We start from the raw sequence: 14,177 nt of genomic DNA, 5'->3' as shown, positions 1-14,177 counted from the left end.
ACTTAGGATAAATTTATTAAAAATAGTCGATCTAGTATCTTAATTTTTATTTATTCCTAAAATAGTCTGTATATCAAATTGCCTTTAAAAATTGTCAGGACTTTCCAGACGTTTGACTTCTTGTGCTTTTATCGGATGATGGACAGCTGTAATGCCGTCATCAGTTTTCTGGTCCATTATTTCCTCGGGCTGATACACAGTAATGGTTTCATTACCATTCGCATCTTCTCCCACAATATATTTAAAACCTTTACGATTCATTTTGTGGCATAAACGTTGATACCATCCTTTAAAGCCCTGAGTCTCTTCATTTGGATTATAGTAAAAAGCATTCATAACGGCTGGTAGTCCTAAACCGCAAACCACACCTGAAAGCAATACACTAATGAAAGTATAGCCAATCAAAATACTGCTATATTCACGTAGTTGTGGAATATTAGCCACAGCTAATATGAGTGCCAGTGAAATACCACCCCGCACTCCTCCCCACGATAAAATGGTTAAGCTACCGTTATAACTCTTTTTGCGAAAAGATGGGAAAAAGGCAAAAGATAAGAAATTTGCGGCAAACCGTGAAATATGCAGGGCAAAAAATGCGAATATCCCTCCAAGGATCATGCTACTACTCAAGTCCAGAATGAACAGCTCTAATCCGATTAATGTAAACAGAAATGAATTAATAATGCCTTCTACAGTATGCCAAAAATGATTTACTTCACGAATTTCACGATCATGCAGAATTTCTTTCCATTTATTTCCGACGATGAGACCACCGATAACACAAGCAATTGGTGCAGAAGCATGAGCAAACAGGGCAACCAGGTAAGAACCGCAGGCCAGCAGCGCAGTTGTCAGGATCAGGGACTCCATTTCATGCTTACCGCGCAATAAGCGTAAAATTCCTAAACCGAACCCCCAACCGATAATTACAGCTACCACAATTTCATAGAGAAAATTTTCTAATGTGCCCAATAAGGTAAAATGTTCGCCTTGTAATACATTCAGTAAAGTCATGAACACGGCGATACACATTGCATCATTAAACAGTGACTCACCTTCGAGTTTCACAATCAAATGATGGGGTGCTCTAACTGAACTTAACACCCCTTTAACTCCAATTGGATCTGTTGCACCTAAAGCAGATCCCAATAACAGCAAGACTAAAATAGGGACCGGATTTCCAATTAATGCCTGAAAACCATAAAGGATGCCACCGAAAAATACAGCACAGATTACCAGTGCAATCGTGGCTAGAATTCCAATGGGTTTCCAGTGACTTCTTAAGTCAGAAATTTTAAATTTAAGCGCAGACGAGGTCAGGATAAAACAGATTACGCCATTAATAAGAAAGTCATAGAAATCAATCCCGCGTACAGCTTCTTCAATATTATGAATATTAATGACTATAAACTGGTTACCATTAAGTAAGCTCGCACCCCACTGCAAAATAAATACAAAAACTGCCGAGACAATTGGCACACCAATCGCCTGAGGAAAGTCTAAAATACGCTTATTGAAAATTGTAGTTGCGATTGAAAGTGCAAAAATAACCGTTAAAGCTTGAAGAAGAAAAAAATTGCCCATGCGAATCCTTGAATATAACTGCTGGCTTTCTTAAAACGCATCCAATCAGTCACTTCTAGATGAATATCAGTTATAAAACTCTTAACTGGGAATTTTACTCCCATTTCTAAGGGTAGGTCATGGATAATTTTATTTCATTTTAAATAGACCTGGTTCTCGCATAAACAATTCGGCTTTTGCCGTTTCCAGATCATTTCAAACTATAATAATATTTCTCATAAATACTGGCTGTATATTTCTTTTCATGCATCAATCTTTAAAATTCATTTTTCGTCTTATCCTGGCTTTAATCATTTTTACTGTAACTCTGGCACTATTACTGACCTGTTACAGCAAATTCAACACACTGGCACAGGCGAATACATGGCTAGAGCACCGCCAACAGATTGAGCTGGTTTCAAGCAATCAACAGTCTTACCTGCTCCTGTCTAATAGCCAAAAGCCAGATCGAGCAATTTTTATTGTTTTAAAAGGCAAAGGATATATCAGTAAAATCAGTTGTGAGCATTATCAGACTACGCTCTGTCTTTCTAGCTATGATAAAAGTCCGTATAGAGAGGTTCAAAAAGCAGTTCTACAAATTATTGGCCCTTATCAATATATTCAGTCTATAAACTATGTAGATACTCAGACTAACATGCCAGGTAACCTAACCTTAAAACAACAGCAAGTGGTTGATTTCTATCAACAGGATATGTCAGCCCTTAAATATTACTTGTTAGGAGTTTTTCTGTTTACGATCATTGCATTAATTTCAAGTATTCGTATCTTGAAAAATTTTCGCAGTTTTTTAACAAAATAGATTATTGAGTACAGTAATAACCTTATCTGTACTCAATAATTCTTTTAACTGCCTTAAACTGGCTGGTTAAAAGTATCGCACTGGTTAAGATCACCACTCTTCAAGCCGGTCTGGAACCACTGCATACGTTGTGCACTGGTTCCATGCGTAAAGCTATCAGGTACAACTTGTCCAGTTGCACTTTTTTGCAAATAGTCATCACCAATTTTATGGGCAGCATCCATTGCTTCCTGAACATCACCCTGCTCTAGAAACTGGGTACGCTGCTGGTTATGATGTGCCCACACTCCGGCCAAACAGTCTGCTTGAAGCTCTTGCCGGACTGAAAGCTGATTTCCTTGTACTTGACTGGCACGGCTGCGAGCCTGTTGCACTTGAGAAGAGATACCTAACAGGTTCTGTACATGGTGACCCACTTCGTGTGCAATTACATAAGCCTGAGCAAAGTCTCCGGCTTGGTCTTGTCGAGAGAGTTCTGTCTGGTTCTGCTCACCAGAAATTCCCATCTGCTGGCGCATATCTTTAAAGAAACTGGTATCTATATAAACTTTTTGGTCAGCTGGACAATAAAATGGCCCCATTGCCGCCTGTGCAGTACCACAACGTGAATTAACCACGCCACTGAACAAGACCAGTTTAGGAGGGGTATAATTTTGCCCCTGCTCCTGAAAAATTGCCTGCCAGGTGTCTTCGGTATCAGCAAGAACAGTCCCGACAAAATCTGCGGCTTCTTGCTGCTGGGGCGTTGGATTTTCCAGGCCGACGCTTTCTACCTGCTCTCCGGCGGTTACCTGTTTTGTTGCCTGATAAGCCTGCTGCGGATCTACACCAAAAAACTTCCAGGCGACAAAGGCAACAATCAGACCTAATATACTGATACCCCCTGCTTTTGCTCCGCCTCCACCCCGGCGATCTTCCAGATTAGTACTGACACGGCGACCTTTCCAACGCATAGTTTACCCCTTCCCTATTATTACGATGTCGCAAAAGCTGATAGCTTAAGCAGATTTCTGTTTAGATTTTGGCCAGATTTTTTTAACTCCACTGACTAAAAGCAGAACAATAAAACCCGCTACTATGCCGATTCCTAAATTTATTAAAGTTGGTGTAATTGCTCCTACGATATGCCCCAAAGTAGGAATCAGTTCAACATGATCAACAGTATCTTCAGTAAAATGATGTATTAAAGGAACAGCATGATTAATAATGCCTCCCCCGACCAGAAACATAGCAATGGTACCGACGATTGATAAAGTCTTCATCAAAATCGGGGCAAAGCTCAAAAGAGCCTGACCAATACGCTGTTTAAAATTTGAAACCTGTTCAGTCAAATGCAGGCCCAAGTCATCAATTTTTACGATCATGGCTACCAGTCCATACACGCCTATAGTCATTACAATAGCGATAATACTTAGTACTGTAACTTTGGTCATAAAACTGGCTGCTGCAACTGTACCCAAGCTAATTACTACAATTTCAGCAGAAAGAATAAAATCTGTTCGAATTGCACCTTTGACTTTATCTTTTTCATAGGCATGCAAATCAATGTCATCCTGTTCGAGCTTGGCAATTGCTTCTTCAGGACTATGTGGCTTTTTACGCTGTAGTGAATGCAAGACTTTTTCTATACCTTCATAGCACAAGAATAAGCCACCAATCATTAACAATGGGCTAATTAACCATGGAGCAACTACACTGATAAGCAACGCTAAAGGTACTAGAATAACTTTATTCACAAATGAGCCTTTTGCTACGCTCCAGACCACTGGCAATTCCCGATCTGAACGGACGCCACTGACTTGCTGGGCATTTAAAGCCAAGTCATCACCTAGCACTCCTGCGGTTTTTTTTGCAGCCATTTTACTCATGACTGCGACATCATCCAGAATTGTGGCAATATCATCTAATAATAAAAGCAAGCTGCTCGCCATTTTATGTTCCCAGTCTTATCTTTATGTAGCTAGTTTAAATCGCTTTAATCAGAGAAAGTGTATAAGCTTTATATGTTTATCTATTAAATTTCTCACTTTTTACCAGCTGGAGTTTATTGTAAAGAGGCACTACCAGTATTTATGCCTTACAATAGACTTCATCAATTAATATATTTTGCTTAATTTACAAACGCTTTGGAATGCATCATGAGTGATCAAGATACCCGTCCAGTTATTTTGACTGGTGACCGCCCGACCGGACAGCTCCATCTAGGACATTTTGTAGGTTCACTACGTTCTCGTGTAGGCTTGCAAGACTCCCATCACCAGCACCTGTTACTCGCCGATGCTCAAGCTTTAACTGACAATGCCGATAATTTTGAAAAAGTACGTCGGAATATTCTGGAAGTCGCTACAGATTATTTAGCAGTGGGTATTGATCCGGAAAAAACCACCATCTGTGTGCAGTCTCAATTACCGGCACTCAATGAGCTGACCATGCTCTATCTGAACTTTGTGACGGTGTCGCGTTTGGAACGTAACCCAACGATCAAGTCTGAAATTCAGATGCGAGGTTTTGAGCGCGATATCCCGGCAGGTTTTCTATGTTATCCGGTCGCACAGGCTGCCGATATTACGGCATTCAAAGCTACTGTTGTGCCGGTAGGAGAAGACCAGATTCCAATGATTGAACAAACGAATGAAATTGTTCGTCGCCTTAACCGTCAGATCGGCCGCGAGCTTTTGCCTGAATGTAAAGCCTTACTTTCTAACATGAGCCGTTTACCAGGATTCGATGGCAAGGCCAAAATGTCTAAATCTCTGGGTAATACCATTGTTCTGGATGCTTCAGATAAGGATATTAAAAAGGCAGTTAATGCCATGTATACTGATCCTAATCATTTGCGTATTGAAGACCCGGGTCAGGTAGAAGGTAATGTGGTTTTTACCTATCTTGATGCTTTCGATACCAATAAAGAAGAATTAGAAGAATTAAAAGCCCATTATCGTCGTGGTGGTCTAGGTGATGGCACTGTGAAGAAGCGTTTAGAAGGTATTTTAAAAGAGCTGATCGGTCCAATTCGTGAACGTCGTGCAGAATTGCAAAAAGATCCGGACTATATTATGGATGTTTTACGTCAAGGCACTCAAAAATGTCAGGTTATTACCCAGCAAACTCTAGATGAAATTAAAAGCGGTCTAGGAATGTTCCACTTTTAAAATTGTGGTATTAATACAGGCCCTGCTTTAAGGGCCTTTTTAATTGAAATATTAATTTATTAAAATTCAACTGTATAAAATATCATAGTTCAAAAAATTACAATATAACCTATAGTTTAACGTGATTTAACACTTGTTAACGTGAATACCAAGGAAGTTACTCAGGTATTCAAATATTATACTTTCATGATTTAGAAAGCTTCTAAATTCATGACATTTCTCCTTAACCGAAACTGTGTATGCAGATTCGTTGTTCTGCGCAATGATCACCCCAATCATTGCGTATTTTTTTGTCTATAAAAAATATGATATATCAAAATCTACAAGTTATAGACTTAAATTAAAGCAAATTACTTATCTAATCTACTTAAATAGTTTGCTTTAAGGTGGACAACTATAGGGTAAACTAAGCTTGAGTTAAACTTACAATCCTAATAGCGTTGAAGAAGAATTTATTCTCTCCATCATTCTCATAATAAAAAAGCCCCTTTCGGAGCTTTTTTGCTGTCTACTTAAGCCAGGCCTTTATCTTTCAACACCTGTAACATAGTAGAACCTAGCTCTGCCGGACTCCGTGTATATGCCATACCCGCTTTTTCAAAAGCAGCAAATTTTTCTTCTGCTGTTCCTTTACCACCAGAAATGATTGCACCTGCATGGCCCATACGTTTGCCCTTTGGAGCTGTTACACCGGCAATATAACCTACAACTGGCTTGGTCACATTTGATTGAATATATTCAGCAGCTTCTTCTTCGGCTGTCCCACCAATTTCACCAATCATAATGATCGCATCAGTCTCGGGATCATCCTGAAACAATTTAAGCGCATCAATCTGGTTCATTCCTGGAATTGGATCTCCACCAATACCAATACAGGTAGATTGGCCTAATCCCAGACGGGTAGTTTGTGATACCGCTTCATAAGTTAACGTACCAGAACGGGAAATAATTCCAATACGGCCTGGCTGATGAATGTGTCCCGGCATAATTCCAATTTTGCATTCACCCGGTGTAATGATACCCGGACAGTTTGGTCCAATCAGACGCGTACCGTTACCATTGGTTTCCAGATAACGCTTGGCTTTAAGCATATCAAGAGTAGGTACACCCTCGGTAATGACTACAATAAGTCCAATCCCTGCATCTACTGCTTCTACAATAGAATCCAGCACAAATGGTGCAGGCACATAAATCACAGACGCATCTGCCTGTGTTTCCTGTACCGCCTCGCGCATGGTATTAAATACAGGAAGATTTAAATGACTCTGGCCGCCTTTACCTGGCGTTACACCACCGACTACTTTTGTACCGTATGCAACAGCCTGTTCTGAATGAAAAGTTCCGTTTTTACCCGTAAAACCCTGTACCAATACTTTGGTGTCTTTATTTACTAATACGCTCATGATTGATACTCCTTATGCTTTGACTGCTGCAACAACTTTTTCTGCAGCATCAGCTAGACCCTGAGCAGAAATAAGTGTTAGGCCGGATTCATCCAGTAACTTGGCGCCAAGCTCGGCATTGTTACCTTCAAGTCGTACGACTACAGGAATAGTTACGTTCACTTCCTGAACCGCAGCAATAATTGCTTCTGCAATCATGTCACAGCGTACAATACCACCAAAAATATTGATTAATACTGCCTGAACAGAGCTGTCAGCAAGGATAATTTTAAATGCTTCAATCACCCGCTCTTTCGTTGCACCACCACCTACATCTAGAAAGTTGGCTGGTTGTCCACCATATAATTTGATGATGTCCATGGTTGCCATAGCAAGACCGGCACCATTTACCATACAGCCGATATTGCCTTCTAAGGCTACATAGTTCAGGTCAAATTCAGAAGCTTTAAGCTCGCGTTCATTTTCCTGAGACTTATCACGTAGCGCAGAGACCTCTGGTAAGCGATACAGTGCATTGGAATCAATGCCCACCTTGGCATCTACACAAAGAATGTCACCATTTTCACGTACAGACAGCGGGTTAATTTCAAACAGGGCAAAATCATTTTCTACAAAAGCATGGTAAGCCCCTGTCATCAGCTTAACAAACTGATTAATCTGGCCATCTTTCAAACCCAGTGCAAAGGCTACTTCCCGTGCCTGAAATGGTTGCAGGCCAACCAGAGGGTCTACTGTAACTTTAATAATTTTTTCAGGTGTTTCTTCTGCAACTTTTTCAATTTCAACACCACCTTCGGTGGATGCCATAAAGGTAATGCGACGAGTAGAACGGTCAACCACAGCACCCAAGTATAATTCACGCTCCACAGGATAAACGTCTTCACAGACCAGTACGCTATTGACTGGCTGGCCGTTGGCATCTGTCTGGTAGGTGACTAGGCGTGTACCAATAATACGACTGGTATAATCTGCGGCTTCTTCTTTTGACTTAACAACCTGTACACCGCCGGCCTTACCACGGCCACCTGCATGCACTTGGGCCTTAATGACTGCAAACTTTCCGCCAAGCTGTTCAAAGGCAGCAACAGCTTCATCAGCATTGGTTGCTAAAATACCTTCCTGAACAGGCATACCATATTTTTTTAATAGCGCTTTGGCTTGATACTCATGTAAATTCATTTACTTACCTTTTACTAGTTCTACTTTCTTATCCATACTTCTATGTACCCTTCCATCACGGTACACATTAGCAATTATTTAATCTTGTCTTTATATTTAGAGGGTTGTTCCAATCATTGCAACCCATGAAGCAAAAAAGAGCGGCTTTTGAACCGCTCTCTCTTTAATCTTATTTACGTTTACGCTGAATTGCGTGAATTGCACGTCCATCGACTGCAAGAGCTGCTTCATGTACAACTTCAGAGAAAGTTGGATGACCAAAAGTCATTAACTGCAAGTCTTCAACACTTGATACAAATTCAAGGGCAATCATACCCTGATGAACGATGTCAGAGGCAGCCGGACCTACTACGTGCATACCCAGTAGTCGGTCAGTTTTAGCATCAGCAACAAATTTTACAAAACCTGCGCCCTCACCTGCAGCAAGTGCACGACCATTCACAGCAAACGGGAATTGGCCAGTTTTAACGTCGTGGCCTTTTTCTTTTGCCTGCTCTTCAGTTAAACCGACCCATGCGGCTTCCGGATGGGTATAGATTACACTGATGATAGTGTCATAATTTACTTGTGCAGCGTGACCATGAATACGCTCAACAGCCATTACGCCTTCTTCCATTGCCTTATGTGCAAGCATTGGACCACGAACCAAATCACCAATCGCATAAACACCTTCAACAGAAGTTGCGCAATGATCATTTACTTCTACCAGACCACGTTCTGTCAGTTTTATACCTGAGTCTTCAGCTAACAGACCTTCTGCATAAGCTTTACGGCCTACACACACAATCAGCTTATCAAAAGTCTGTTCTTTGTCTTCACCGCCCTGGCTGTATTTAACAGTTACTTCGCGACCATTGATCTCAGTACCAGAAACTTTCGCGCCAATACGGATGTCCAGACCCTGCTTAGTCAGGATTTTCTGGAATTCTTTAGCCAGTGCTTTATCGGCCATTGGTAAGAATGTATCCATAGCTTCAAATACAGCAACTTCTGAACCCAGACGACGCCATACTGAACCTAGCTCAAGACCAATTACACCCGCACCGATTACCCCTAAACGCTGAGGAACTTCAGGGAATTCAAGTGCACCGGTAGAATCTACAATCAGATCTTGATCTACAGGAGCAACGGGAATATTTACTGGTACAGAACCAGATGCCAGAATTACATATTTAGGTTCTAGAACCTGAGTCTCACCTTCAAATGGTACAAACTCAACTTTTTTACCTGCCAGCAGTTTACCTGTACCTTGCAGCCACTCGATCCCATTACCTTTAAGTAGCTGAGCTACACCACCGGTCAGTTGCTCTACCACTTTGTCTTTACGAGCAAGCATCTTTTCAAGGTCAAATTTCACTTCAGCTGTTGTAATACCATGATCACCCAAATGATGAACGGTATCTTCATAACGATGAGAAGAGTCAAGCAATGCTTTAGATGGGATACAGCCAACGTTTAGACAGGTCCCACCCAGAGATGGTTTACCTTTATGAATACGTTTTTCAATACAAGCAACTTTGAAGCCCAGCTGTGCAGCACGAATTGCTGCTTCATAACCGCCTGGGCCACCACCGATCACAACAAGATCAAACTGTTGAGACATATTTATCTCCAAGTGCCAGGATAAAGGGAGACTTTATCCTGGTTTATTTTGCTGGTAAGTATTAAAGATCAAGGATAAGTTTAGCTGGCTCTTCTAACAATTCTTTGATTGTCACAAGGAAGCCTACTGCTTCTTTACCATCGATTAAACGGTGATCATAAGATAATGCCAAATACATCATTTGCAGAATTTCCACCTGTCCGTTTACAGCCATAGGACGCTCTTGGATTTTATGCATACCCAGAATCGCAGTTTGTGGCGTATTCAAAATCGGAGTAGAAAGTAGCGAACCAAAAGTACCACCGTTGGTAATTGTGAAAGTACCACCAGTCATATCTTCAATTGCAAGTTTGCCTTCACGCGCTTTGCCAGCATATGCACGAATACCGTTTTCAACTTCAGCGTAGTTCATACGATCAGTGTCACGCAGGACAGGTACTACAAGACCGCGATCAGAAGAAACTGCTACGCCAATATCATAAAAACCGTGATATACGATATCGTCGCCATCAATTGAAGCATTGACTGCCGGATAGCGTTTTAACGCTTCAGTTGCTGCTTTCACAAAGAAAGACATAAAGCCCAGACGCGCACCATGACGTTTTTCAAACGCATCTTTATACTGGTTACGCATATCCATGATTGGCTTCATGTTAACTTCATTAAACGTAGTCAACATTGCTGTTTCTTGTGTTGCTGCAAGCAGGCGCTCAGCAACACGTTTACGTAGACGTGTCATCGGAACACGTTTTTCAATACGCTCACCTACAGCTACGCTAAGCGCTTGAGGCTGAGCTGCAGCAGCTGGTTTAGACTGATGGTTTGCTACGTCTTCTTTAGTAATACGACCACCACGGCCTGTACCAGAAACATCAGAAGCGTTAATACCTGTTTCAGTCAAAGCTTTACGTACAGCAGGTGCCTGATCCTGTACAGGCTGGCTGCGCTCAACTACAGGAGCTGGACCAGCTTCTGTATTAGCAGATGCATTTTCCACATTTCCATCAGAAGTTACTGCTGTTTGAGCTGGCTCTGCTGTAGCTCCGGCACCTGCTTCAAATTGTGCAATTACTTCATCAGAAAGAACTGTGTCGCCTTCATCTTTAACAATAGCAACCAGAGCACCGTCTGCAGGGGCAACCACTTCTAGAACAACTTTGTCAGTTTCAATGTCACAGATGACTTCATCACGTGAAACAGCTTCACCGACTTTCTTGTGCCAAGTTGCGATCGTGCCGTCAGCAACTGACTCTGGGAATACCGGGGCTTTAATTTCGGTTGCCATTATTTAGAATCTCCTGATTGTTCAGCTTCGATTGCTAGAGCATTATTGATAAGCTGAGCTTGTTGTTTTGCGTGCAAATAAGGTGAGCCACATGCAGGTGCTGCAGATGCTTCACGTCCTGCGTAACTAATACGGACTTGCTTACCTGTTTTTATTACGTCGTCATACAAACGTGGCGCAATAAATAACCAGGCCCCTTGGTTTTTCGGCTCTTCCTGACACCACACGAGTTCTTTCACGTTTGGATAAGAGGCAAGAACTTCAGCAAGGCGTTTTTCTGGGTATGGATACAACTGTTCAATACGAACGATTGCAGTATTGTTCAGTTCCTGCTCGCGACGTTTTTCAAGCAGATCATAATAGACTTTGCCACCACAGAGCACCAGACGGGTAACGTCGGCCTTGTTAAGTGTATCGATCTCATCAATCACTGTCTGGAATGAAGTCGTTGCCAGCTCTTCTAGAGTCGAAGTTGCCAGTTTATGACGAAGCAGCGACTTAGGAGACATAACGATCATTGGTTTACGGATCGGACGTACTGCCTGACGACGCAGCGCATGGAAAATCTGTGCAGGCGTTGTTGGAGTAATCACCTGCATGTTGTCTTCTGCACATAGCTGCAAGAAGCGCTCAAGACGAGCAGATGAGTGCTCAGGGCCCTGTCCTTCGTAACCATGTGGAAGTAACATGGTCAGACCACATACACGCTCCCATTTAGTTTCACCAGAAGCAATAAACTGGTCAATCACGACTTGGGCGCAGTTTGCGAAGTCACCAAACTGTGCTTCCCAAATAATTAGGCCGTGCGGAATAGTGGTTGCATAACCATATTCAAAAGCAAGTACAGCCTCTTCAGACAGCAACGAATCATATAATGCAAAACGTGGCTGGTTTTCTTTTACATGGCAAAGCGGAATGTAAGTGGAACCATCTGTCTGGTTATGAAGTTTGGCATGACGATGTGAGAAGGTACCACGACCTACATCTTCACCGGTAATACGTACCAGATAACCTTCGTCTAGCAATGTTGCATAAGCCAGAGTTTCAGCAGCACCCCAGTTTAATGGCATTTCACCAGTTTGCATTTTCAGGCGGTCATCAATTACTTTTTGAACCTGACGCTGCATTACAAAACCTTCAGGAAGTTTACGCATGCCTTCGCCCAGCTGTTTCAGGCGGCTCAAGTCAAATGAAGTATCCCAGTCATCGGTATAGTCATGGCCGAGATATGGAGCCCAGTCCACAAACATTTTGGTATTTGGTTCAAGAACCAGTGCACTGGCAACATGATTACCTGCTTCAAGATCAGCACGATAATCTTCAACCATCTTGTCAGCAGCAGCACGGTCCAGAACATTTTCCTGAACAAGTTTGTCTGCGTACAAAGTACGGGTTGTTGGTTTCTTGCTGATAACCTGATACATAATTGGCTGAGTTGCTGCTGGCTCGTCCGCCTCATTATGGCCACGACGACGATAACAGAACAGGTCAATTACTACATCTTTACGGAAAGTATGACGGAAGTCATGCGCCAATTGAGTAGCAAAAATTACAGCCTCAGGATCATCACCATTCACATGGAAGATAGGTGCCTGAATCATTTTTGCAACGTCAGTACTATATTCAGTTGAACGCGCATCACGCGGGTCAGAAGTTGTAAAACCAACCTGGTTGTTCACAATGATATGAACCGTACCACCTACAGTATAACCACGGGTCTGTGACATCTGGAAAGTTTCCATATTCACGCCCTGACCTGCAAATGCAGCATCACCATGTACAATTAATGGCAATACATCGTCACCACCAATATCTTTACGACGTACTTGACGCGCGCGCACTGAACCTTCAACTACAGGTCCAACAATTTCAAGATGGGATGGGTTAAATGCCAAGGCAAGGTGTACTTCACCGCCTGGGGTCATTACGTTTGAAGAAAAGCCTTGGTGATATTTAACGTCACCAGAACCTTTCTTATTCAGCATTTTGCCTTCAAACTCACCAAACAGGTCAGCCGGGTTTTTACCCATAATATTGACCAGGAGGTTTAAACGGCCACGGTGTGGCATGCCAATCACAACTTCTTTACAGCCTACTGAGCCGGCACGCTGGATCAGTTCATTGACCATAGGAATGAAAGATTCACCACCTTCCACACCAAAGCGTTTAGCACCTACATATTTATTACCCAGAAATTTTTCCAGGCCTTCAGCTGCAGTTAAGCGTTCAAGAAATAATTTTTTCTGGTCAGCAGTAAAATCATACTTACCGCGTACACCTTCAAGACGTTGCTGAATCCAGCGCTTTTCCTTGGTATCAACAATGTGCATATACTCGGCACCGATTGAGCCGCAATAAGTCGCCTCCATTGCTTCAATCATTTCACCAAGGGTAGCTTCCGTCTTGCCAATTGCCAGATTACCTGTATTGAATACAGTATCCAGATCAGATTTGGTCAAGCCATGTGCAGACAGGTCAAGATCAGGAACATCTTCACGTTTTGCCAAGCCCAACGGATCCAATTTGGCTTTCTGGTGCCCACGGTTACGGTAAGCTGCAATTAATTGCAACACACCAATCTGACGACGTTCATGTTCAGAGCTTACTGCACTTTGCGCAACTGGTTGTCCACGGCTACCATTACGTCCTAATAACAGGAATTGCTCACGTACATTGCTGTGAGGCTGATCACCTTTAGGGAATTTATCAAAATACTGGCGCCAATCCTCACCTACTGAGGTCGGAGAAGTCAGGTACTGCTCGTAAAGCTCTTCAATATACGCTGCACTATCAGCGGAAAGTTCAGTGTCAAGACGCAATGCGTCAGCAACTTCTTGCATTTGTGGACCCATTTCCTATTGCAAAAACATTACAGGTTGCTTGTTAAGCATACCCATGCTTGATAATGCCAAATTGGTAAAATGACATTAATACCCACTCGGTACTCAGACCACGGGCGCTATAATCACACCAGAATTGACCAGTGTGTGTTATGAATCATAACGCTCTTACCTGCATCATCATTCATTTATATACTCGGCAATACCGAGCAATTTTTTTGCAAAATCGTCTTAGAAAAGATAAATCGGCGAATTAGCTTTTCTAAAGCAACTTTTAGTAAAATTTTGCTCAACCATCCTCAATCCGCTTAATAAATAAACAATAAAAT

General features: G+C 42.2%; 10 protein-coding genes. 2 read left to right on the top strand and 8 right to left on the bottom strand.

The features are described 5' to 3' along the window. Positions 1 to 84 precede the first annotated feature (84 nt). The gene (locus tag ABZP31_RS03620; RefSeq protein ID WP_005406943.1) at positions 85 to 1,584 is read right to left on the bottom strand and encodes a sodium:proton antiporter; all 1,500 of its coding nucleotides are present in this window, start codon (positions 1,582 to 1,584) and stop codon (positions 85 to 87) included. A 244-nt stretch (positions 1,585 to 1,828) separates the two neighbouring features. Here ABZP31_RS03620 and ABZP31_RS03615 point away from each other — a divergent pair, with 244 nt between their 5' ends. After that, positions 1,829 to 2,386 (top strand): hypothetical protein, encoded by a 558-nt coding sequence (locus ABZP31_RS03615; RefSeq protein WP_111280618.1) that lies wholly within the window; start codon positions 1,829 to 1,831, stop codon positions 2,384 to 2,386. Between the two features lie 53 nt (positions 2,387 to 2,439). Here ABZP31_RS03615 and ABZP31_RS03610 read toward each other — a convergent pair whose 3' ends face one another. Beyond that, entirely contained in the window at positions 2,440 to 3,339 is a 900-nt protein-coding gene (locus ABZP31_RS03610; protein ID WP_005015720.1) for a neutral zinc metallopeptidase, read from the bottom strand. Between the two features lie 45 nt (positions 3,340 to 3,384). Further along, complete coding sequence (locus ABZP31_RS03605; protein WP_005015724.1) at positions 3,385 to 4,317, bottom strand: DUF808 domain-containing protein; 933 nt, start codon at positions 4,315 to 4,317, stop codon at positions 3,385 to 3,387. 207 nt (positions 4,318 to 4,524) lie between these two features. On the opposite strand from ABZP31_RS03605, the gene trpS reads away from it, so the two are divergent. After that, positions 4,525 to 5,538 (top strand): tryptophan--tRNA ligase, encoded by a 1,014-nt coding sequence (gene trpS / locus ABZP31_RS03600; protein WP_005015726.1) that lies wholly within the window; start codon positions 4,525 to 4,527, stop codon positions 5,536 to 5,538. A 512-nt stretch (positions 5,539 to 6,050) separates the two neighbouring features. On the opposite strand, the gene sucD is transcribed toward trpS, so the two are convergent. The 5 genes from sucD to ABZP31_RS03575 form a co-directional block, all read right to left on the bottom strand. After that, complete coding sequence (sucD, locus tag ABZP31_RS03595; RefSeq protein WP_248134337.1) at positions 6,051 to 6,941, bottom strand: succinate--CoA ligase subunit alpha; 891 nt, start codon at positions 6,939 to 6,941, stop codon at positions 6,051 to 6,053. 12 nt (positions 6,942 to 6,953) lie between these two features. Then, entirely contained in the window at positions 6,954 to 8,120 is a 1,167-nt protein-coding gene (sucC, locus tag ABZP31_RS03590; protein WP_005015729.1) for an ADP-forming succinate--CoA ligase subunit beta, read from the bottom strand. Between the two features lie 169 nt (positions 8,121 to 8,289). Beyond that, on the bottom strand, positions 8,290 to 9,723 hold the full coding sequence (lpdA, locus tag ABZP31_RS03585; protein ID WP_248134339.1) for a dihydrolipoyl dehydrogenase: 1,434 nt from the start codon (positions 9,721 to 9,723) through the stop codon (positions 8,290 to 8,292). A gap of 61 nt (positions 9,724 to 9,784) precedes the next feature. Next, positions 9,785 to 11,008, bottom strand: coding sequence for a 2-oxoglutarate dehydrogenase complex dihydrolipoyllysine-residue succinyltransferase (odhB, locus tag ABZP31_RS03580; protein WP_367156895.1), 1,224 nt, complete (start codon positions 11,006 to 11,008; stop codon positions 9,785 to 9,787). Further along, positions 11,008 to 13,848 (bottom strand): 2-oxoglutarate dehydrogenase E1 component, encoded by a 2,841-nt coding sequence (locus ABZP31_RS03575; RefSeq protein WP_248134341.1) that lies wholly within the window; start codon positions 13,846 to 13,848, stop codon positions 11,008 to 11,010. The genes odhB and ABZP31_RS03575 overlap by 1 nt, the downstream gene beginning before the upstream one ends. Positions 13,849 to 14,177: the final 329 nt, after the last annotated feature.

This window comes from Acinetobacter sp. FL (assembly GCF_040744925.1).
GTDB classification, from domain to species: Bacteria; Pseudomonadota; Gammaproteobacteria; order Pseudomonadales; family Moraxellaceae; genus Acinetobacter; species Acinetobacter radioresistens.
This window is presented reverse-complemented; position numbering and strand designations above follow the sequence as displayed.

Excerpts from the sequence above, each read along its gene's own strand:
- odhB (WP_367156895.1), bottom strand. The coding sequence starts at position 11,008 with ATGGCAACCGAAATTAAAGCCCCGGTATTCCCAGAGTCAGTTGCTGAC.
- sucC (WP_005015729.1), bottom strand. The coding sequence starts at position 8,120 with ATGAATTTACATGAGTATCAAGCCAAAGCGCTATTAAAAAAATATGGT.
- ABZP31_RS03575 (WP_248134341.1), bottom strand. The coding sequence starts at position 13,848 with ATGCAAGAAGTTGCTGACGCATTGCGTCTTGACACTGAACTTTCCGCT.
- sucD (WP_248134337.1), bottom strand. The coding sequence starts at position 6,941 with ATGAGCGTATTAGTAAATAAAGACACCAAAGTATTGGTACAGGGTTTT.
- ABZP31_RS03605 (WP_005015724.1), bottom strand. The coding sequence starts at position 4,317 with ATGGCGAGCAGCTTGCTTTTATTATTAGATGATATTGCCACAATTCTG.
- ABZP31_RS03615 (WP_111280618.1), top strand. The coding sequence starts at position 1,829 with ATGCATCAATCTTTAAAATTCATTTTTCGTCTTATCCTGGCTTTAATC.
- ABZP31_RS03620 (WP_005406943.1), bottom strand. The coding sequence starts at position 1,584 with ATGGGCAATTTTTTTCTTCTTCAAGCTTTAACGGTTATTTTTGCACTT.
- lpdA (WP_248134339.1), bottom strand. The coding sequence starts at position 9,723 with ATGTCTCAACAGTTTGATCTTGTTGTGATCGGTGGTGGCCCAGGCGGT.
- ABZP31_RS03610 (WP_005015720.1), bottom strand. The coding sequence starts at position 3,339 with ATGCGTTGGAAAGGTCGCCGTGTCAGTACTAATCTGGAAGATCGCCGG.
- trpS (WP_005015726.1), top strand. The coding sequence starts at position 4,525 with ATGAGTGATCAAGATACCCGTCCAGTTATTTTGACTGGTGACCGCCCG.